This window comes from Nonomuraea thailandensis, assembly GCF_024172165.1.
GTDB classification, from domain to species: Bacteria; Actinomycetota; Actinomycetes; order Streptosporangiales; family Streptosporangiaceae; genus Nonomuraea; species Nonomuraea thailandensis.
Map to the genome: position 1 here is coordinate 6,425,434 of NZ_JAMZEB010000002.1, position 19,496 is coordinate 6,444,929.

18 protein-coding genes are annotated in these 19,496 nt (G+C 73.4%); 14 read left to right on the forward strand and 4 right to left on the reverse strand.

Annotated elements, in window-relative coordinates:
- The first annotated feature begins 72 nt into the window (after window positions 1-72).
- Complete coding sequence (locus HD597_RS33045; protein WP_253747066.1) at window positions 73-1,080, forward strand: bifunctional adenosylcobinamide kinase/adenosylcobinamide-phosphate guanylyltransferase; 1,008 nt, start codon at window positions 73-75, stop codon at window positions 1,078-1,080.
- 50 nt (window positions 1,081-1,130) lie between these two features.
- Here the strand turns inward: HD597_RS33045 and HD597_RS33050 are convergent, their stop codons facing one another.
- Window positions 1,131-1,931, reverse strand: coding sequence for an ABC transporter ATP-binding protein (locus tag HD597_RS33050; protein ID WP_253747067.1), 801 nt, complete (start codon window positions 1,929-1,931; stop codon window positions 1,131-1,133).
- 34 nt (window positions 1,932-1,965) lie between these two features.
- Between HD597_RS33050 and HD597_RS66055 the strand changes: the two genes are divergently transcribed.
- Window positions 1,966-2,946, forward strand: coding sequence for an adenosylcobinamide-GDP ribazoletransferase (locus HD597_RS66055; protein ID WP_308210732.1), 981 nt, complete (start codon window positions 1,966-1,968; stop codon window positions 2,944-2,946).
- Window positions 2,947-2,973: 27 nt separating this feature from the next.
- On the opposite strand, the gene HD597_RS33065 is transcribed toward HD597_RS66055, so the two are convergent.
- Genes HD597_RS33065 through HD597_RS33075 form a run of 3 tightly spaced genes read right to left on the reverse strand, consistent with a single transcriptional unit; the run spans window position 2,974 to window position 5,275 of the window.
- Window positions 2,974-3,969 carry a CPBP family intramembrane glutamic endopeptidase gene (locus tag HD597_RS33065; protein ID WP_253747069.1) on the reverse strand — a complete coding sequence of 332 codons (996 nt, stop codon included), beginning with the start codon at window positions 3,967-3,969 and terminating at the stop codon, window positions 2,974-2,976.
- Entirely contained in the window at window positions 3,966-4,931 is a 966-nt protein-coding gene (locus HD597_RS33070; protein WP_253747071.1) for a hypothetical protein, read from the reverse strand. Before HD597_RS33070 ends, HD597_RS33065 begins: the two co-directional genes overlap by 4 nt.
- Window positions 4,928-5,275, reverse strand: coding sequence for a GntR family transcriptional regulator (locus HD597_RS33075; protein WP_253747072.1), 348 nt, complete (start codon window positions 5,273-5,275; stop codon window positions 4,928-4,930). The genes HD597_RS33070 and HD597_RS33075 overlap by 4 nt, the downstream gene beginning before the upstream one ends.
- 105 nt (window positions 5,276-5,380) lie before the next feature.
- On the opposite strand from HD597_RS33075, the gene HD597_RS33080 reads away from it, so the two are divergent.
- The 12 genes from HD597_RS33080 (at window position 5,381) to HD597_RS33135 (ending at window position 19,480) form a co-directional block, all read left to right on the forward strand.
- The gene (locus HD597_RS33080) at window positions 5,381-6,850 is read left to right on the forward strand and encodes a leucyl aminopeptidase (RefSeq protein ID WP_253747074.1); all 1,470 of its coding nucleotides are present in this window, start codon (window positions 5,381-5,383) and stop codon (window positions 6,848-6,850) included.
- A gap of 51 nt (window positions 6,851-6,901) precedes the next feature.
- Complete coding sequence (gene lpdA / locus HD597_RS33085; protein ID WP_253747076.1) at window positions 6,902-8,266, forward strand: dihydrolipoyl dehydrogenase; 1,365 nt, start codon at window positions 6,902-6,904, stop codon at window positions 8,264-8,266.
- A 38-nt stretch (window positions 8,267-8,304) separates the two neighbouring features.
- The gene (gene sucB, locus HD597_RS33090; protein WP_253747077.1) at window positions 8,305-9,786 is read left to right on the forward strand and encodes a 2-oxoglutarate dehydrogenase, E2 component, dihydrolipoamide succinyltransferase; all 1,482 of its coding nucleotides are present in this window, start codon (window positions 8,305-8,307) and stop codon (window positions 9,784-9,786) included.
- A gap of 324 nt (window positions 9,787-10,110) precedes the next feature.
- The gene (locus tag HD597_RS33095) at window positions 10,111-11,004 is read left to right on the forward strand and encodes a TIGR01777 family oxidoreductase (RefSeq protein WP_253747079.1); all 894 of its coding nucleotides are present in this window, start codon (window positions 10,111-10,113) and stop codon (window positions 11,002-11,004) included.
- Between the two features lie 40 nt (window positions 11,005-11,044).
- Window positions 11,045-11,782, forward strand: coding sequence for a Type 1 glutamine amidotransferase-like domain-containing protein (locus HD597_RS33100; RefSeq protein WP_253747080.1), 738 nt, complete (start codon window positions 11,045-11,047; stop codon window positions 11,780-11,782).
- 37 nt (window positions 11,783-11,819) lie between these two features.
- Window positions 11,820-12,512, forward strand: a complete 693-nt coding sequence (gene lipB, locus HD597_RS33105; protein WP_253747082.1) for a lipoyl(octanoyl) transferase LipB — start codon at window positions 11,820-11,822, stop codon at window positions 12,510-12,512.
- A gap of 129 nt (window positions 12,513-12,641) precedes the next feature.
- Entirely contained in the window at window positions 12,642-13,622 is a 981-nt protein-coding gene (locus tag HD597_RS33110) for a M48 family metalloprotease (RefSeq protein WP_253747083.1), read from the forward strand.
- Between the two features lie 42 nt (window positions 13,623-13,664).
- The gene (gene lipA, locus HD597_RS33115) at window positions 13,665-14,594 is read left to right on the forward strand and encodes a lipoyl synthase (protein WP_253747085.1); all 930 of its coding nucleotides are present in this window, start codon (window positions 13,665-13,667) and stop codon (window positions 14,592-14,594) included.
- A gap of 134 nt (window positions 14,595-14,728) precedes the next feature.
- Complete coding sequence (locus HD597_RS33120) at window positions 14,729-15,685, forward strand: AraC-like ligand-binding domain-containing protein (RefSeq protein ID WP_253747086.1); 957 nt, start codon at window positions 14,729-14,731, stop codon at window positions 15,683-15,685.
- A gap of 90 nt (window positions 15,686-15,775) precedes the next feature.
- Window positions 15,776-16,162, forward strand: coding sequence for a VOC family protein (locus tag HD597_RS33125; protein WP_253747088.1), 387 nt, complete (start codon window positions 15,776-15,778; stop codon window positions 16,160-16,162).
- A gap of 14 nt (window positions 16,163-16,176) precedes the next feature.
- On the forward strand, window positions 16,177-16,971 hold the full coding sequence (locus tag HD597_RS33130; RefSeq protein WP_253747090.1) for an alpha/beta fold hydrolase: 795 nt from the start codon (window positions 16,177-16,179) through the stop codon (window positions 16,969-16,971).
- A gap of 97 nt (window positions 16,972-17,068) precedes the next feature.
- A complete protein-coding gene (locus tag HD597_RS33135) occupies window positions 17,069-19,480 on the forward strand; it encodes a beta-glucosidase family protein (RefSeq protein WP_253747091.1) in 2,412 nt (803 codons plus the stop codon).
- Window positions 19,481-19,496 lie beyond the last annotated feature (16 nt).

Sequence of the window (19,496 nt, forward strand, 5' to 3'; positions counted from 1 at the left end):
GTGGCCCGGCGGTACCCCGGCTGTGGCGGCCCGGTGGGGGCGGGGTGACGGCGGCTTTGTACGCTCGGCGCGGTGGAAGTCCTTCTCACCGGTACGGCGGGGAGCGCGGGCTGGCCGGAGCCCGGATGCCGCTGCGCCTCCTGCTCGGCCCTGCCCCCCGGCCACCGCCGCCCCTTCGGGCTGGTCGTGGACGGCGCGATCCCGTTCCCGTTCACCGATCCGCCCGCCGGATACCGGCCCTGCGCCGACGGTCTGGGGCTGACGGGGCCCGACGGCTCACGGCTGCTCTGCCTGCCCCAGGGACACCCCGTTCCCTCCGGCGGGTCCGCCAGGTACGACGCGGTGCTCATCGACCTCCTCGACCGCCCGGAGCGCCTCGGGGAGCTGCGGCGGGCGGGCGTGGTGGACGACGGGACCACGGTGGTGGCCGTCGGGCTCGATCACCGGGTCCGGTCGGAGGAGGAGCTGGCCAGGCGGCTGCGGCTGTGGGGTGCGCGGGCCGTCCCCGACGGGACCGGGCTGGACGTGGCGCCGGGGCGGGGAGCCGGGCCGGCGCGCCGGACGGCCGGGCGGGCGCTGCTGCTGGGCGGGTCGAGGTCGGGGAAGTCGGCCGAGGCGGAGCTGCGGCTGGCGGCCGAGCCGTACGTGACGTACGTGGCCACCGGGCCGGGCGGCGCGGGCGACGGTGAGTGGGCGGCGCGGGTGCGGGCGCATCGGGAGCGGCGGCCCGCGCACTGGAGCACCGCCGAGACCACCGACCTGGTCACCGCGATCCGCACGGCCACCGGGCCGCTGCTGATCGACGGGCTGGGGACGTGGGTGGCGGCGGTGTTCGACGAGCACGGCGCCTGGGAGGGCGATCGTGCCCCGGTCGCCGCCCGCTGCGACGACCTCGTGGCTGCGTGGCGCCAGGCGCCCGAGCCGATCGTGGCGGTGTCGGACGAGGTGGGGATGGGCGTGGTGCCGGCCACGTCGAGCGGGCGGGCGTTCAGGGACGCCCTGGGACGGCTCAACGAGCGCCTGGCGGCCGAGTCGGAGTACGTGGCCCTGGTGGTCGCCGGCCGCCTCATCGAGCTCTGAACCGCCACCACCGGCCGTCTCGTCGCCGCTCCGGCCCGCCGGGGGGATGGTCAGGAGCGGGCGGCGCGGGCGTACCAGCGGCCGTCCAGGCGATCCACGTGAAGGGGACGGCCGAAGCAGTCGCTGAGGCCGGCGGAGGTGAGCACGTCGGCCACCGGCCCCGCGGCCAGCACCCGGGCGTCGCGCATGAGCATGGCGTGCGTGGTCGTCGCGGGCACCTCCTCCAGGTGGTGCGTCACCGTGACGGTGGTCAGCACGGGCCTGGTGGTGGCCAGGTCCTCCACGGCGGAGATGAGGTCCTCGCGGGCGGGCAGGTCGAGCCCCGCGAACGGCTCGTCGAGCAGCAGCACGGCGGGGTCGCCCATGAGGGCCCTGGCGACCCTGATCCTGGCCCGCTCCCCCTGCGAGCAGACGCGGAACTTCCGGTCGGCCAGGTCCTTGCAGCCGAGGTCGGCCAGCAACCGGTGGGCGCGCTCGCGCTCGGCGTCGCCGTACTTGTCCCACAGCGGAACGCTCGTCCCGGTGTGGCCGGTGAGCACCACGGTGTGCGCGGTGGCGCCCTCCTCCTCCATCAGCTCCTCGTCGATCAGCCGCTGGCTCTCCGCGACGAGGCCGAGGTGACGGCGCAGCTCGCGCACGTCGACCCGGCCGAGCCGGTGCCCGAGCACCCTGACTGTGCCCTCGCTGGGATGCCGCACGGCCGCCGCCAGCGACAGCAGCGTCGTCTTGCCCGCGCCGTTGGGGCCGAGGATCACCCAGTGATCGCCGTAGTCCACCTGCCAATCGACGCCGTCCAGTAGCGATTTGCCGACGACCCGGACACCTACGCCTTCCAGTTCAACCACGTGCATCCCGCCACACTAGTGGGCCCTAGGATCCTGCGTTATGCGGCTGATGGACGGGCTGAGGTTCGCCGTGGGCACGTTGAGCGTCCTGCCCGTGCGGGTCGAGCGGGTGGACCGGCAGGTGGCGGGGCAGGCGATGACGCTGGCCCCGGCGGTCGGGCTGCTGCTCGGGCTGATCGCCGGTCTGGCGCTGCTGCCGCCGGCGCCGCCGCTGCTCGGCGCCGCGCTGGCGCTCGGGCTGCTGGCGCTGCTCACCCGCGGCCTGCATCTCGACGGGCTGGCCGACCTGGCCGACGGGCTGGGCAGCGGCAAGCCGGCCGGCCAGGCCCTCGACATCATGAAAAAGTCGGACATCGGGCCGTTCGGCGTGATGACGCTGGTGCTGACGCTGCTCGTGCAGGTCGTGGCACTCGCCGACACCGGGCTCTGGGCCCTGGTGACGGCGTGCGTGGCCGGCCGGCTGGCGCTGACCTGGGCCTGCCGCTCCGGCGTGCCCGCCGCCCGCCCCGACGGGCTCGGCGCGATGGTCGCCGGCACCGTACGGGGCCCGGCCGTCTGGCTCGCCACCGTGGCCGCGCTGCTCGCCGCGGCCGTGATCGGCCTGCTCTCCGCGCCGGGCACGGGCCTGTGGGCGTGGAGCGGCGGCCCCGGACCCGACCCCGGCACGGTGCTCTTCGAGGAGAAGTACTACGCCAGGTCGGCCTGCTCGCCCGATGACGCCGGCAGCTCCTGGTGCGCGCAGTCGCCGCCGCCCGGCCCGCGGTCCAACGGTGCCTTCGTCCTGCGGGAGGAGGAGCCGCAGGACGTCCGCATGGTGGCGGTGTCCGGCGGGAGCGGCGCCGGGCAGGGCCTCTCCGGGCTCGTGGTGGCGCCGGTGGCGCTGCTCGCCGGGCTCGGCGCCGCCCTGCTGCTGCTCGCGCACGCCAGGCGGCGCCTCGGCGGCATCACCGGCGACGTGCTCGGCGCCCTCGTCGAGACGGCCACGGCCGCGACCCTGGTGGTCTGCGCGATCCTCGGCTGAGCCGCCGCGAGGCCAGGGCCGGGCGGCTCAGGTGACCGGTTCGGCGCGCTCGTCCCGTTCGGCGGGCTCGGCGCGTTCGGCGGGCTCGGCGCGTTCGGCGGGCTCGGCGCTCTCGGTCGGCGCCGCGGGATCGGCGGCTTCGGCCGGACGCGCGGGGCGTACCGGATAGAAGCGGAGCAGGGCCGCGCCGAGCAGCGCGAGCAGCGCCCAGCCCACCACGCCGGTGATGCCGGCCAGCAGCTCGTTCGGCGGGTCCGCGGCGTCGCCCAGCAGCAGCGCGACCCCGGCGATGGCGTTCAGCGAGCCGTGCGCCACGACCGCGGGCCACACGCTGCCCGTACGCAGCCGCAGCCACCCCATCACCACCCCGGCCAGCACGCAGAAGCCGATGAACACCAGCGCCGCCCAGGAGCCCAGCCTCGGGTAGTTGTAGCCGAGCAGCGTGAGCGGGGCGTGCCAGAGCCCCCAGACGAAGCCGGACAGCAGCAGCCCGGCGAGCATGCCGTTGGCGGACACGAGCCGCGGCACCAGCCAGCCGCGCCAGCCCCACTCCTCCCCCAGCGCGGGGATGGCGTTCAGGACGGGCCCGGCCACGACGGCGATCAGGATCTGCACGATGGCCAGCGTGGTCAGGTCGGCGGGCGCCGCCGAGCCGGCCGCCCGGTAGGCCGCGCCGAACATGCTGAGCCGGTCGAGGTCCAGCGCGACCAGCCCCAGGGCGGCGCTGATCCCCATGGCCAGGAACGCCAGCAGCGGCACCCCCAGCCAGGCCGTCAGCACGAGCACGGCGGTGCGGCCCTTGCGCTCCCCGAGCGTGAGGCCGGTCTGCCTGGCGAACTCGCGGAACGGCGTGCGCGAGACGGCCCACACGCCGAGCACGCCCACGCTGGGGGTGAACATCATCAGCGCGCCGAGCACCAGCATCAGCGGCGAGCCGAGCCCGCCGCCGAACCACAGGGGCAGCGCCACGGCCCAGGACAGCCCGAAGGCCAGGACGGTGAAGACGAGCAGGGGTCTTTTCATGGCTGGACACGCTCCGCGATGAGGGCGTTGATGAGGGATGCGCCGCGCTCGGCGTCGTCGATGCTGATGGTGAGCTGACCGCCGGAACGGTAGCGGAGGACCAGGCATTCGCCGCCGCGCAGCATGATGGTGGCGCTTCCGGGCAGCCCGCGGAAGCCCCAGCCGCCGACCTCGCCCGGCCGGCGGATCTGCGACCAGGCGGACTCCACCTTGGACAGGGGGATCCTGCGCGCCGGCCAGCCCAGCGGGCCGAAGCCGATCGTGATCAGGTCGTCGCCGACCCTGACGGAGACGGCCACGGTCGCGAGCCCGACGACGAGGATGATGACGAGGGCGGGCAGCAGCCCGGCCACGAAGCCGCCGGGCGCCGCGCCGGAGAGGGTCAGCACGCCCATCACGGCGGTGAAGGCCAGCGCCAGGAGCGTGGCGGCGGCGAGCCACGGGTTGACGACGCGGCTGACCCAGACGGCCCGCTGGCCCGGCCCGAGCCTGAGCACGGGCCGCGCGCCGCTGCCCTCCGGCTCCTCGTCGGGGGCGCCCCTGCTCAGGTACGCGGCCAGCGCCCCTGCCGCGACCATGGCCCCGATCACCGCCGGGATGTGCCAGCCGGGCAGCAGGGCCTCCCGCCACGTGGCGGCGCCGAGGTTGACGGCCAGCGTCGAGGCGTCCACGCCGAGCAGGAGCACGCCCATCCCCACCAGGCACGCGGTGGAGGTCATCCGGGCCGCGCGCCGGTCGCGTGCCCGGCCGAGCAGGAAGAACAGCAGCCACAGCGCGGCCCAGAGGACCTGGGTCGTGATCAGGTGACCCGTGAACGAGCTCGACCCGTCCGGCACGCTGCCCGACGACCCCCAGTGGGTGGCCAGGGGCTCGGGCAGCCGGTCGCGCAGCGCCAGGGGCGCCAGGAGCAGTGCGGTGGCCACGGCGAGCCACCACGCGACGGCGGCGACACGGGCTCTCACGTCAGTTCCTCCACGATGGTGATGAGGTCTTCTCGGCTGTAGCCGTACTTCTTGGCCTCGTCGAGCAGCTCGCGGGCGCGCTGGACGAGCAGGGCGCGCCCGTCCGCGCGGCCGGCCACGCTGACTCCGCGGCCTCTTCTGAACTCCAGCAGCCCCTCGTCGCGCAGGTCGCGCAGCGCGCGCAGCACGGTGTTGGGGTTGATGCCCAGCACGGCGGCCAGGTCACGGGCCGGCGGCAGGCGGTCGCCCGGCCGGTAGGAGCCCTCGCCGATGGCACGGCGGATGGCGCCCGCCACCTGCTCGTGGAGGGGGCGCGCGTCATTGAGGTCGAGCGTCAGCAACATGGTGCTAATGACACTAGCACTATTACTCAGATGACGCTGACCAACGATTTGTAGGATGAACCCCTGTTTGTGAGTACGCAGAAACCGTGGATAGCATCGGTTTACGTGACCACTGTGCGGCTGAACTCAGCAGATCCAGTCTCCGTCGACACCGACGCGTTGATCGTCGGTTTCCTGCCGGGCCAGGAGGGCCCCGTCCCCGCCGTGGGCGCCGAGTCCTTGGAGGCCGCTTTCGGCGGCAGGCTCGCCCCGTCGCTCGGCGCGGTGGCGTTCTCCGGCAAGGCGGGTGAGCTGGTCAAGCTGCCGACGTTCGGCGCCGTCACCGCCCCGCTGCTGGTCGCCGTCGGCCTGGGCGACGCCCCCGGCCCCGAGGATCTGCGCCGCGCCGCCGGCGCCGCCACCCGCTCCCTGGCCGGCACCGCCCGCGCCGCGCTCGCGCTGCCCGCCGGCACCGCGCAGGAGGCCGAGGCGGTCGCGCTGGGCGCGCTGCTCGGCGCCTACGCCTTCGCCCGCTACCGCACCGACGGCGAGCAGAAGGCCCCCGTGGCCGAGCTCACGGTCCTGTCGGGGCAGGCCGGCGACGCGGCCGAGCGCGCCGGCGTGCTGGCCGAGTCGGTCTCCCTCGTGCGCGACCTGGTCAACACCCCGCCGTCCGACCTGTGGCCGGCCAGGTTCGCCGAGCTCGCCGAGGAGGTCGGCGGCAAGGCGGGCCTCACCGTCGAGGTGCTGGACGAGCAGCAGCTCAGGGACGGCGGCTACGGCGGCCTCGTCGGCGTCGGCCAGGGCTCGGCCAACCCGCCGCGCCTGGTCCGCCTCTCCTACCGCCACCCCGAGGCCGGCAAGACGCTCGCCTTCGTGGGCAAGGGCATCACGTTCGACTCGGGCGGCCTGTCGCTGAAGCCGTCCGCCGCCATGGACTGGATGAAGTCCGACATGGGCGGCGCCGCGGCCGTGCTCGGCGCGGTGATCGGCATCGCGCGCCTCGGCCTGCCGGTCAACGCCGTCGGCTACCTCTGCCTGGCGGAGAACCTGCCGAGCGGCACCGCGCAGCGCCCCTCCGACGTCATCCACAGCTACAGCGGCAAGACCGTCGAGGTGCTCGACACCGACGCCGAGGGCCGCCTGGTGCTCATGGACGGCATCGCGCGCGCCGCCGAGGACTCCCCCGACCTGATCGTCGACGTGGCCACCCTCACCGGCGCCCAGATCGTCTCGCTCGGCTGGCGTACCGCGGGCGTCATGTCCAACGACGACGCCATCAGGGAGCTGGTGGTCGAGGCCGCCGGCGCCGCGGGCGAGGGCGCGTGGGGCATGCCGCTGCCCGAGGAGCTGCGCAAGGGCCTCGACTCGCCGATCGCCGACCTGGCCAACCTCCACCCGGAGCGGTGGGGCGGCATGCTGACGGCCGGCATCTTCCTGCGGGAGTTCGTGCCCGACGGGGTTCGCTGGGCGCACATCGACATGGCCGGTCCCGCCTTCAACAAGGGCGAGCCGTACGGTTACACCCCGAAGGGCGGCACGGGCGCCATCACCCGCACCCTCATCGGACTCGCAGAGCGGCACGCGAGCATCTGAAACAAATGAAAAGATGACGGCATCACGAACACCCCGACAAGGAGCCTTCCCGTGGCCTATGACATCGTCGTCCTAGGGGGCGGCAGCGGCGGTTACGCCTGTGCCCTGAGGGCGGCTGAGCTGGGCAAGTCGGTCGCCCTGATCGAAAAGGACAAGATCGGCGGCACCTGCCTCCACAGGGGATGCATCCCCACGAAGGCCCTGCTGCACTCCGCCGAGGTCGCCGACGAGACCCGCGAGAGCGAGTCGTACGGCGTCAAGGCACGTTTCGAGGGCATCGACGTCCAGGGCGTCCACGCCTTCAAGGACAAGATCGTCACTCGGGCCTGGAAGGGCGTGCAGGGCCTGCTGAAGGCCGCGGGCGTGACGATCGTCGAAGGCGAGGGCCGCCTCGTCGGCGCCGGCCGGGTCCAGGTCGGCTCCGAGGTCTACGAGGGCCGCAACGTCGTCCTGGCCACGGGCTCCGCCCCCAAGTCGCTGCCGGGCCTGGAGATCGACGGCGAGCGCGTCATCACCAGCGAGCACACGCTGAAGATGGACCGCGTGCCCACGTCGGTGATCGTGCTGGGCGGCGGCGTCATCGGCGTCGAGCTGGCCAGCGTCTACCGCTCCTTCGGGGCCGAGGTGACGATCGTCGAGGCGCTGCCGCACCTGCTGCCGACCGAGGAGGAGTCCAGCTCCAAGCTGCTGGAGCGGGCCTTCCGCCGCCGCGGCATCAAGTACGAGCTGGGCGTCTTCTTCGACAGCGCCAAGACCACCGAGACGGGCGTGGTCGTGACCCTGGCCAACGGCAAGACCCTCGACGCCGAGCTGCTGCTCGTCGCGGTCGGCCGCGGCGCGGTGTCGGCGGGCATGGGCTTCGAGGAGCAGGGCATCGCCATCGAGCGCGGCGCGGTCGTGGTCGACGAGCACTGCCAGACCTCCGTGCCCGGGGTCTACGCCATCGGCGACCTGATCCCGACCCTGCAGCTCGCGCACGCCGGCTTCGCCGAGGGCATCATGGTGGCCGAGCACATCGCCGGCCTCAACCCGCCGCCCATCGACTACGCCGGCGTCCCGCGCATCACCTACTCCGACCCCGAAGTGGCCTCGGTCGGCCTGACCTCGGCACAGGCGGCCGAGCGCGGCATCGAGACCGTCGAGCAGGTCTACGACCTGGCGGGCAACCCCAAGAGCCAGATCCTCGGCACCGCGGGCGCCGTGAAGGTCATCGCCGAGAAGGGCGGGCGCGTCGTCGGCGTCCACATGGTGGGCCGGCGCATCGGCGAGCTCGTCACGGAAGGCCAGCTCATCTACAACTGGGAGGCTCTGCCCGCAGAGGTCGCCCAGCTCATCCACGCACACCCGACCCAGTCCGAGGCCATGGGTGAGGCGATGCTGGCCCTGGCCGGCAAGCCGCTGCACGTACACAACTAATCCAGCCCTCGAGATCAGAACGCGAGAGAAGAATAACGATGCCGGTCTCCGTACAGATGCCCCAGCTCGGCGAGAGCGTTACCGAGGGCACGGTAACCCGTTGGCTGAAGAAGGAGGGCGAGCGCGTCGAGGCCGACGAGCCGCTCCTCGAAGTCTCGACCGACAAGGTCGACACCGAGATCCCGTCGCCGTCCGCCGGCGTGCTCACCAAGATCGTCGTGGCTGAGGACGAGACGGTCGAGGTCGGCGCCGAGCTGGCCATCATCGACGAGAACGGCCAGCCGGGCGCCGCCGCCCCGGCGCCGGAGGCGGCCCCCGCCCCGGCTCCGGAGCCCGAGCCCGCTCCGGCCCCGCAGCCCGAGCCCGCTCCCGCCCCGCAGGCCTCCTCCATCCCGCAGCCGGCTCCGGCCCAGGCCGCCCCGGCTCCCGCGCCCGCGCCCGCCCCCGCCCCGGCCCCCGCCCCGGCCCCGGCGCCCGCGCCGCAGGCCGCTCCCCCGGCCCAGCCCGCCGCCCCCGCTCCGGCCGCACCCTCGGGTGACAGCCCGTACGTGACGCCGCTGGTGCGCAAGCTGGCCAACGAGCACGGCGTCGACCTCGACGCCATCGACGGCACCGGCGTGGGCGGCCGGATCCGCAAGCAGGACGTCCTGGAGGCCGCCAAGGCGCAGCGCGACAAGGCCGCCGCCGCCCAGCCGGCCGCCCCGGCCCCCGCGGCCGCCCCCGCCGCCGCTCAGGCTCCCGCCGCCCAGGCCGCCCCCGTGGCCGCGGCGCCCGAGCCGGTGGAGGTCGACACCACGCTGCGTGGCCGTACGGAGAAGATGTCGCGCCTGCGTCAGACCATCGCCAAGCGCATGGTCGAGTCGCTGCAGACGGCGGCGCAGCTCACGTCGGTCGTCGAGGTCGACGTGACGAAGATCGCGCAGCTCCGGGCGAAGGCGAAGGACGACTTCTTCCGCCGCGAGGGCGTGAAGCTGACCTTCACCCCGTTCTTCGCGATGGCCACGGTCGAGGCGCTCAAGCAGCACCCCAAGCTGAACGCCACGATCAACAACGAGACCAACGAGGTCACGTACTTCGACGTGGAGAACCTCGGCATGGCGGTCGACACCGAGCGCGGGCTGCTCGCGGCCGTCGTCAAGAACGCCGGTGACCTCAACCTCGCCGGCATCGCCCGCAAGATCACCGACCTCGCCGAGCGCACCCGCAACAACCAGGTGACGCCCGACGAGATCACCGGCGGCACGTTCACGCTGACCAACACCGGCAGCCGTGGCGCGCTGTTCGACACGCCGATCCTCAACCAGCCGCAGGTCGGCATGCTCGGCACGGGCGCCGTCGTGAAGCGGCCCGTGGTGATCGACACGCCCGAGGGCGAGGTCATCGCGGTGCGGTCGATGGTCTACCTGGCGCTGACCTACGACCACCGCCTGGTGGACGGCGCCGACGCGGCCCGCTTCCTGACGACGATCAAGCGTCGTCTCGAGGAGGGGCGCTTCGAGGCTCAGCTCGGGCTCGCGTAACGCGGCACCTCCGGGTCTCTGATCGGCCGGGCGGCTCCCACGGGGCCGCCCGGCCTTTCGCTTCCGGCCGCGCTCGCCTTCCGCACGCCGATGCCTGCGCCACGCCAGGCGCGTCCGCGCGCTCGGCTCGGCCGTGACCGGGTGGCGGAGCCGGGGTTCCGCCGCCCACGCCCTGCGGCGGCTTCCCTCCGGGCGTCTCCATCGAGCTCGGGGCCCGGCCGGCATGGCCCATGCCTTGCTCCGAGGACACCGGCCGGAGTACGGCGGGAGGGTCCACGGCACGGTGAAAGGTGTCCGGAGGCAGGCCCGGCGTACTGTGGGGTCATGGCGATCATCGTGACGGGCGCGTCGGGGTTGCTCGGGACGGCGCTGGTCGAGGCGCTGCGGGCCGAGGGGCGCGAGGTGGTCCGCCTGGTGCGCAGACCGCCGCAGAGGGACGACGAGGCGTTCTGGGACCCGGCGGAGCAGGTCGTGGACCTGGCCGCCCTCGAAGGGTCGCAGGCCGTCGTGCACCTGGCGGGCGCGTCGATCGCCGGCAGGCGGTGGACGCCCGCGTACAAGCGCGAGCTGGTCACCAGCCGCACCCAGGGCACCAGGGTGCTGGTGGACGCGCTGCGCGAGCTCTCAGCGCCGCCCGGGGTGCTCCTGTCGGCCTCCGGCATGGACTTCTACGGCGACACCGGCGACCGGCTGATCGACGAGGAGCAGGGCAAGGGCCGCGGATTCCTGTCCGACCTGTGCGAGCGGTGGGAGGCCGAGGCGCTGCGGGCCGGCGAGGCGGGGATCAGGACGGTGCTGGCGCGCTCGTCGCTGGTGCTGAGCGGGCACGGCGGGGCGCTCGGCCGGATCCTGCCGATCTTCAGGATGGGGCTGGGCGCGCCGCTCGGCACGGGCCGGCAGTACTGGTCGTGGATCAGCGTGGACGACTGGGTGGGTGCGGCGCTGCACGTCCTCGCGACCGGGGACGTCGAGGGCCCGGTGAACTTCACGGCCCCCTCGCCCGTCACGAACGCCGAGTTCACCAGGACCCTCGGCAAGGCCCTGCGCCGGGGCACGATGCCGATCCCGGTGCCGGCGTTCGCGCTGGCAGCGGGGCTGGGCGAGTTCGCCCGCGAAGGACTGCTGGTCAGCCATAGGCTGAAGCCGGCCAAGCTGACGGCCGGCGGCTACCGCTTCGCGCATACGCGTCTCGACGAGGCGCTGCGCGCCGTACTGTAGAAGGCCGTCCCATCCTTCTAGCACCTGGGAGAAATCTGACATGACCCGGTCAGGACAGTCGCACATCCTCGCCATCGGGGGCGGGTCGTTCCGCCCCAGCAGGCGCCACGGCCAGATCGAGGCCAGTGCCTTGCTGCGTTACGGCCTCGACCTGACCGGCCAGGACCGTCCGAAGCTCGGCCTGGTGGCCACGGCGATGGGCGACTCGGCCGACTGGGTGCTGAAGATGTACGGCGCCTTCGCCGGCTGGGACGTCGAGGTGAGCCACCTGACGGTGTTCCCGATGCCGAACGTGCCGGATCCGCGGGCGTGGCTCCTGGAGCAGGACATGATCTATGTCAGCGGTGGCAGCGTGGCGAACCTGATGGCGTTGTGGCGGTTGCACGGGCTCGACGAGGCCTTCGAGGAGGCGTGGCGGGCCGGGGTGGTGCTGTCGGGGCAGAGCGCGGGCGCGTTGTGCTGGCACGTCGGCGGCAACACCGACTCCTTCGGCCCCGACCTGCACGTGTGGGCCGAGGGCCTGGCGCTGCTGCCGTACTCGTGCGGGGTGCACTACAACTCCGAGCCGCAGCGCCGGCCGCTGCTGCAGCGGTCGGTGGCGGAGGGCGAGCTGCCCGGCGGGTACGCCGCCGACGAGAACGTGGGCCTGCACTACGTGGGCACGGAGTTCATCCAGGCCGTGAGCGCGGAGCCGGGTAACTACGCGTACAAGGTGGAGCCCGACGGTGCGGGGAAGGTAAAGGAGTTCAGGATCGAGCCACGCTTGCTGACCCCCTGATTACCCTTCAATGGTGAGGGAACGGCACAATAGGCTCATGCGCCCCATCCCCGGGGACGATCCCCACGCACTCGCCATCGTCCGACTCGGCGTCGACGTCCCCTACGAGCAGGCCTGGTCGTTGCAGCGCTGGGTGCACGGCAAGCGGGTCGCCGGAGAGCTCACCGACACCGTCCTGATCCTTGAGCACGCGCCCGTCTACACGGCGGGCAAGCGCACCGCCGCGCACGAGCGTCCCTCCGACGGCACCCCCGTCGTCGACGTCGATCGCGGCGGGCGCCTGACCTGGCACGGTCCTGGGCAGCTCGTGGCCTACCCGATCGTGGCGATCACCGACGTGGTGGCGTTCGCCTGCCGCCTGGAGGACGCGATGATCCAGGTGTGCGCCGACTTCGGGGTCACGGCGAGGCGGGTGGCCGGCCGGGCGGGGGTCTGGGCCGTCGGCGACGCCGCCCTCGGCCTGCCCGACCGCCAGCTCGGCGCGGTCGGCCTGCGGCTGGCGCGCGGCGTGACCATGCACGGCTTCGCGCTCAACTGCGCCAACGACCCGCGCTGGTTCAACCGCATCACGCCGTGCGGCATCCCCGACGTGGGCGTCACCTCCCTGTCGGCCGAGACGGGCCGCCGGATCGTGGTCGAGGAGGTCATGCCGATCGCGGAGAAGCGGCTGGCGGAGGCGCTCGGCAAGGAGCCGTTCGACCTGCACGAAGAGGACCTGCTCCGCCGCTGAGAAGCCGCTGAGAAGCCGCTGAGAAGCCACTGGCGGCCCCTGACGGGGGGCCGCGGCGGAGCAGCCGGCCGGGGTCGTTGACCGAATCGGCATCTGGTAGGCGCGCGTTCCCGGCTTACCATCGCCTGTGTGACGCGTCTTTGCGCTCTCGTGCTCGCGCTCATGGTGCACTTGCTGACGGTGGCGTTCGTCGCGCTGGGCGGGTGGATCATCCTGCGTGACCCGGGATCTGTTCTTTCGTGGATCTTCGGCGGCGCGAGCCTGGCCATCGGCTGGGCGCTGCGGCCCAGCCTGGGCAGGCTGCCCGCCGACGCCGAGGTGCTCGACCGCTCCTCCGCCGAGGAGCTGTACGAGCTCGCCGACCGTGTGGCCGACCGGATCGGGGTCAGGCGGCCCAGGAAGGTCGCGGTCAGGGACCTGACCACGCTGACCGGTTACGACCGCGTCGGCGTGGCGCGCACCCCCGTGCTGGTGGTCGGCCTGCCCCTGTGGCTGGCGCTGCCGCCCAAGCAGCGGGTGACGCTGCTGGCCACCGCGTACGCGGCGCTGCCCACCGGCGACGAGCGGGTGGTGCGCGAGGCGCTGGACACGCTGGAGTCGTGGCGGGACGCCCTGGTGGGAGCCACGCCGCTGAAGGCCAGGGAGGACGCCCAGGACAAGATCACGGCCTCGCTGGGGGCGCTGAGCCCGCCGGACACCACGTACCAGGTGGCGGGTCTGCTCGGCAGGATCGTGGGGCGGGTGCTGGGCGGGCCGGTCCTGCTCGCGCGGTACGCGCTGACGCGGCTGGCCCGCTCCGGCGAGCGCCGAGCCCTGACCAGGCACCGGACCCTGGCCCTGCGGGTCTCCTCGGAGGAGGACCTGACCGAGCTGGCCGAGCTGGCCGGCGGAGGCGGCTACCTGGCGCCGATGCAGGCGGCGGCGCTGCGCGGCGAAAGCGTGGCGGCGATCAGGAACGGCGCGCTGGCCAGGTTCCGGCTCACCAGGGACGGCGTGCTGGCCGCCGACCCGCACTCCGAGCTGCTCGACAGCGCCCGCTCCGCGCGGATCGACGAGGAGCTGGCCGCCCACTACGCCCGCGCGATCCGGGGCTTCGGGCTCATCTCCTGACCCTGGACCGGGTCGCTGCCGCGGCGGACGTAAGCTGAGAACGTGACCGTTGCTCCTGAAGGCCGAAAGCTCCTCCGCCTGGAGGTGCGTAACGCCGAAACCCCTATCGAGCGCAAGCCCCCGTGGATCAAGACCAAGCTGAGGACGGGCCCCGAATACACCGAGCTGAAATCGCTCGTGCGCCGGGAGGGCCTGCACACGGTCTGTGAAGAGGCGGGCTGTCCGAACATCTACGAGTGCTGGGAGGATCGCGAGGCGACCTTCCTCATCGGCGGCGACCAGTGCACCCGCCGCTGCGACTTCTGCCAGATCGACACGGGCAAGCCGAAGGAATACGACCGCGACGAGCCGCGCAGGGTGGCCGAGTCCGTCCAGCAGATGGGCCTGAAGTACGCGACCGTGACCGGCGTGGCCCGCGACGACCTGCCCGACGGCGGCGCCTGGCTCTACGCGGAGACCGCGCGCCAGATCCACGCGCTGCTGCCCGACTGCGGCGTCGAGCTGCTGGTGCCCGACTTCAACGGCAACCGCGAGCAGCTGGAGGAGGTCTTCTCCAGCAAGCCCGAGGTGTTCGCGCACAACGTCGAGACGGTGCCGCGGATCTTCAAGCGCATCCGCCCGGCCTTCCGCTACGAGCGCTCGCTCGGCGTGATCACGACGGCCCGCGAGGCCGGCCTGGTCACCAAGTCCAACCTGATCCTGGGCATGGGCGAGACGCGCGAGGAGATCGTCGAGGCCATGCGCGACCTGCACGAGGCCGGCACCGACCTGCTCACGATCACCCAGTACCTGCGGCCGACGCCGCGCCACCACCCGGTGGAGCGGTGGGTCAAGCCGGAGGAGTTCGTGGAGCTGCAGGCCGAGGCCGAGGCGATCGGGTTCGCCGGGGTCCTGTCCGGGCCGCTGGTGCGCTCGTCGTACCGGGCCGGCCGGCTCTACAAGCAGGCCATCGAGGCCCGCCAGAGCGCCTGATCACGGCGTCCGAGCCCCGGGAGCCTCATCCCGGGGCTCCTTCATGTCCGGAGGCCGTCCGGAAATGCGGCGTTCCGTTCGGGCGATCGCAAAACGGTTAGCATGGCACCGCAGCCGACGGAGGGGCGACTCGCATGGCCGTGCTGATCCGCACCAGTGACCTGCCCGCGGCGCGCCGGCACGACGCCTGGCGCAGCATCGTCTGCGACACTCTTGGGCCGCTCGACCTGCGCATCGATCCCGACGCGCCGTTACGTGGCGAGATCGAGTTCGGCAAGCTCGGGGCCGTGGGCGTCGGCCGGATCCGGACCTCCACGCCGCACAGCGTCCACCGCACCCCCGGCATGATCCACCGCGACAACCCCGAGCTGTACCGCGTGGTGCTCACGCTGTCGGGCAGCCCTCGCCTGTCCCAGGACGGGCGTAACACGCAGCTCAGCAGGGGCGAGTTCGCGATCTACGACTTCTCCCGGCCGTACGAGCTGGCCTACGACTCGGCGGTGCGGCTGGCGGTGTTCAGCCTCCCGCGCGAGCAGCTCGCCGTGCCCGTGGACGCGGTGGCGGAGCTGGCCGCGCTGCCCATCGGGGCGGAGTCGGGTGCCGCCGCGCTGGCCGTGCCGCTGCTGCGGCGGGTGGCGCTGGATCACGAGACCTACCGGCCGGGCAGCGCCGCGCGGCTGTCGAGCGTGGTGACGGACCTGGTCAGCGCCGCCGTGGCCGAGCGCCTCGACCAGGCGCGGTCGCTGCCCGCCGACGCCCGGCAGCGTACGTTGCTGATGGAGGTGCACGCGTTCATCGAGCGGCGGCTGGGCGAGATCGACCTCGACCCGGCGACCGTCGCGGCGGCGCACCACATCTCCGTGCGCTACCTGCACCGCCTGTTCGAGTCGGAGCACACGACGGTGGCCGCCTGGATCCGGCAGCGCCGCCTCGAACGGTGCCGCGCTGAGCTCATCTCGGGCGGCGGCCAGTCCGTCAGCGCGGTCGGCGCCCGGTGGGGGCTGCCTGACGCGGCGCATTTCTCCAGGTTGTTCCGGCAGGCGTACGGGATGCCGCCGGCCGAGTACCGCCGGGCCCACACCGTGCGCTGATCGTCAATCCTCCTGGCGTCCAGATCCAAGACCGGCGGGGCCCTGTCCGAGCAGACTGAGGGCACACGCAGACGAGAAAGGGATCTGGAGATGCAGCTCTTCGTCAACATGGCGGTCAAGGATCTGGACCGGTCGTCGAAGTTCTTCACCGAGCTCGGCTTCAACCTGTTCGGCATGGCCCAGGGCATGGCGTCGGTCATCATCAGCGAGCAGACGCAGGTGATGCTGCTGGAGGAGCCGGTGTTCGGCTCGTTCATCACCAAGGAGATCGCCGACTCCGGCAGGAGCACCGAGGCGATCCTGTGCCTCGGCGTGGAGAACCCGGCCAAGGTCGACGAGCTGGTGGACAAGGCGCTGGCCGCCGGCGCCACCCCCGCGGGCGTCCCGCAGCAGGGCGGCCCCCGCTACCAGCGCGGCTTCGCCGACCTCGACGGACACCACTGGGAGGTGCTGTGCCTGGTGCCGCCGACCGAGTGAAGTCGGAGACGGTCATGTCCGATGCGGTGAAGTCGGCCGACGGGACCCTCATCGCCTACGACCGGCGAGGTGCGGGCCCCGCGGTCGTCCTGGTCCAGGGCGCGTTCTCGGATCGGCGGCATCCGCTGATGACCGCCATCGCCGACGGCCTGGCGCGGTGGTTCACGGTCTGCAACTACGACCGCCGCGGGCGCGGCGGCAGCGGTGACGTCCAGCCGTACGCGGTGGAGCGGGAGATCGAGGATCTGGCCGCGGTCGTCGAGGCGGCGGGCGGGTCGGCCATGGTGTTCGGCGGCTCGTCGGGCGCGGCGCTGGCTCTGGAGGCTGCGGTCGTCAACCCGTCGATCACGAAGCTGGCCGTGTGGGAGCCGCCGTACCACGTGGACGACAGCGCGCCCGCCCTCCCCCTCGACTTCGCCGAGCATCTCGCCGACCTGGTCACGATGGGCCGGCGGGGCGAGGCGGTGGAGCGGTTCATGGTCGAGGCGGCCGAGCTGCCGCGCGAGGCCGTCGCCGGGATGCGGGCGCACCCCGCGTGGGCGGAGATGGAGGCCGTGGCGCACACGCTGGCCTACGAGGCGGCGGTGCTGGGCCCGGGCAACGCCCTGCCCGCCGGGCGGCTGGCCCGCATCACGCAGCCGACGCTGGTGCTCAACGGGGCCGACAGCGCGGCGTGGATGGCGAACGCGGGGCTGGCGGTGGCGGCGGCGGTGCCCGGCGCGGTACGGCGGGTGCTGGACGACCAGGCGCACAACGTGGCGCCGGAGGCGCTGGTGCCCGAGCTGCTGGAGTTCTTCGTGACGGCCTGACGGCCGCCGGTCCTCGCACCGGCGGCCCGACGGGCTTTGCGTTACGCAAAGGTCACAAACCTATCGGGCGCTCGGTTTTCTGGTGAACACTGTGCTCGTGGACCTGGATGAACTGATCTCCCGCCTCGACCTGCCCACCAAGATCCGCCTGCTGACCGGGGCCGACATGTGGTCGCTGCCCCCGCTGCCCGAGATCGGGCTCGACCGGCTCGTGATGAGCGACGGGCCCATCGGCGTACGCGGCGAGCAGTGGAGCGCCGCCGACCCCTCGATCGCCCTGCCGAGCCCGACGGCGCTGGCCGCGACCTGGGACGTGGAGCTGGTCAGGCGGGCCGGCGCGCTGCTGGCCCAGGAGGCGCGGCGCAAGGGCGTGCACGTGCTGCTCGCGCCCACGCTCAACCTGCACCGCTCACCTCTCGGCGGGCGGCACTTCGAGTGCTTCTCCGAGGACGCGTACCTGACGGGTGAGATCGGCGCGGCGTACGTCGAGGGCGTGCAGGAGGGCGGGGTCGCCACCACGCCCAAGCACTTCGTCGCCAACGACTTCGAGACCGACCGGTTCACCGTGGACGTGGTGGCCGGGGAGCAGGCGCTGCGCGAGCTGTACCTGCGGCCGTTCGAGCGGGTGGTGCGGGCCGGGGCGTGGGGGATGATGACGGCCTACAACTCGGTGAACGGGACCACCATGACCGAGCACGCCGAGCTGGTGCACGGGGTGCTCAAGGACGAGTGGGGGTTCGACGGCTTCGTGGTGTCGGACTGGACGGCGGTGCGCTCGACCGAGGCCGCCGCGCTCGGCGGCACCGACGTGGCCATGCCGGGGCCGCGCGGGCCCTGGGGCCCACGGCTGGAGGCGGCCGTCCGTGAGGGGCGGGTGCCGGAATCGGCCGTGGACGACCGCGTCCGCCGCATCCTGCGCCTGGCCCAACGCGTCGGCGCCCTCCACCCGGCCGGCGCGGGCAGCCGTGCCGGCGCCGGCAGCACCGCCGGCGCGGACGAGGCGAACGGCCCGGCCGGCGCCACCGGCACGCCGGGCGCCGCCGGTCCTGAGGTCGTCGACGGTGTGGCGCTCGCCCGGGAGATCGCCGCCCGCGCCTTCACCCTGCTCACCAACGACGGCGTCCTCCCCCTCCAGGGCGCCCCGGCGCTGGCCCTCATCGGCGTGGCGGCCCGGGAGGCGCGGGTGATGGGCGGCGGCAGCGCCCAGGTCTTCCCCGACCGGATCGTCTCGCCGCTGCAGGGCCTGTCCGGGCGCACCGAGGTCCGGTACGCCCTGGGCACCGACCCCCGCATCCGCCTGTCCCCCCTCCCCGGCCCCGTCACGGCTCAGTTCCTGGACGGCTCGGGCGCCGTGCTGAGCGAGCAGCCGCTGGCCACCGGCGAGGCGCGCTGGCTCGGCCAGTTGCCGCCCGGCGTGGACGCCACCAGGCTCAGGACGGTCCGGCTGCGCGCGGCGTACACGGCCAGGGAGAGCGGCGAGCACGAGCTGTCGGTGGCCGGCGTGGGCGCGTTCACGCTCACCGTGAACGGCGAGGCCGTCCTCGACGAGAGCATCGGCCTGGACGCCGGCGACCCGGCGGTGGCCTTCCTGTCGCCGCCCGAGAAACGGGTCGGGGTGCCGATGACGGCGGGCGAGACGTACGAGCTGACCCTGGCCCATCCGCCGGGGCTGTTCGGCGGCATGGCGATCGTGTCGTTCACGCTCGGCCACGCGGAGCCGACGCCCGGCGACGACGAGCTCATGGCCGAGGCCGTGCGCGTGGCGCGCGCGTGCGACGTGGCGGTGGTGGTGGCCGGGACGACGCCGGAGGTGGAGAGCGAGGGCTTCGACCGGCCGGACCTGCGCCTGCCGGGCCGCCAGGACGAGCTGATCAGCGCGGTGGCCGCCGCCAACCCGCGCACGGTGGTCGTGGTGAACGCGGGCTCGCCGGTGGAGATGCCGTGGCTGGCGGAGGTGGCGGCGGTGCTGCTGACCTGGTTCCCGGGGCAGGAGGCGGGGGAGGCGCTGGCCGACGTGCTGTTCGGGGACGCCGAGCCGGGCGGGCGGCTGCCGACGACGTGGCCGGAGCGGCTGGCGGACGCGCCGGTGGCGGCGGTGACGCCGGTGGACGGGAAGGTGTTCTACGACGAGGGCGTCTTCACCGGGTATCCGGCGTGGCGGCGCGCCGAGCGGCCGCCGGCGTTCTGGTTCGGTCACGGCCTGGGCTACACGACCTGGTCGTACGACTCGATCGCGGCCGAGGGCACCAGCGTCAGCGTGGCCGTCACGAACACCGGCACGCGGCCCGGACGCGAGGTCGTGCAGGTCTACGCCGGGCCGCGCAGGCGGCTGGCCGCCTTCGACGTGGTGGAGGCGGAGCCGGGCCAGACGGTGGTCACGACCCTGTTCCTGCCGGAACGGGCCTTCCAGGTGTGGGAGGACGGCTGGCGCACGGTGTCGGGCGAGCAGACGGTGGAGGCCGGCCGCAGCTCGGCCGACCTCAGGCTGTCGGCTACGGTGAAGATCTAGTCACAGCCGGAGAACG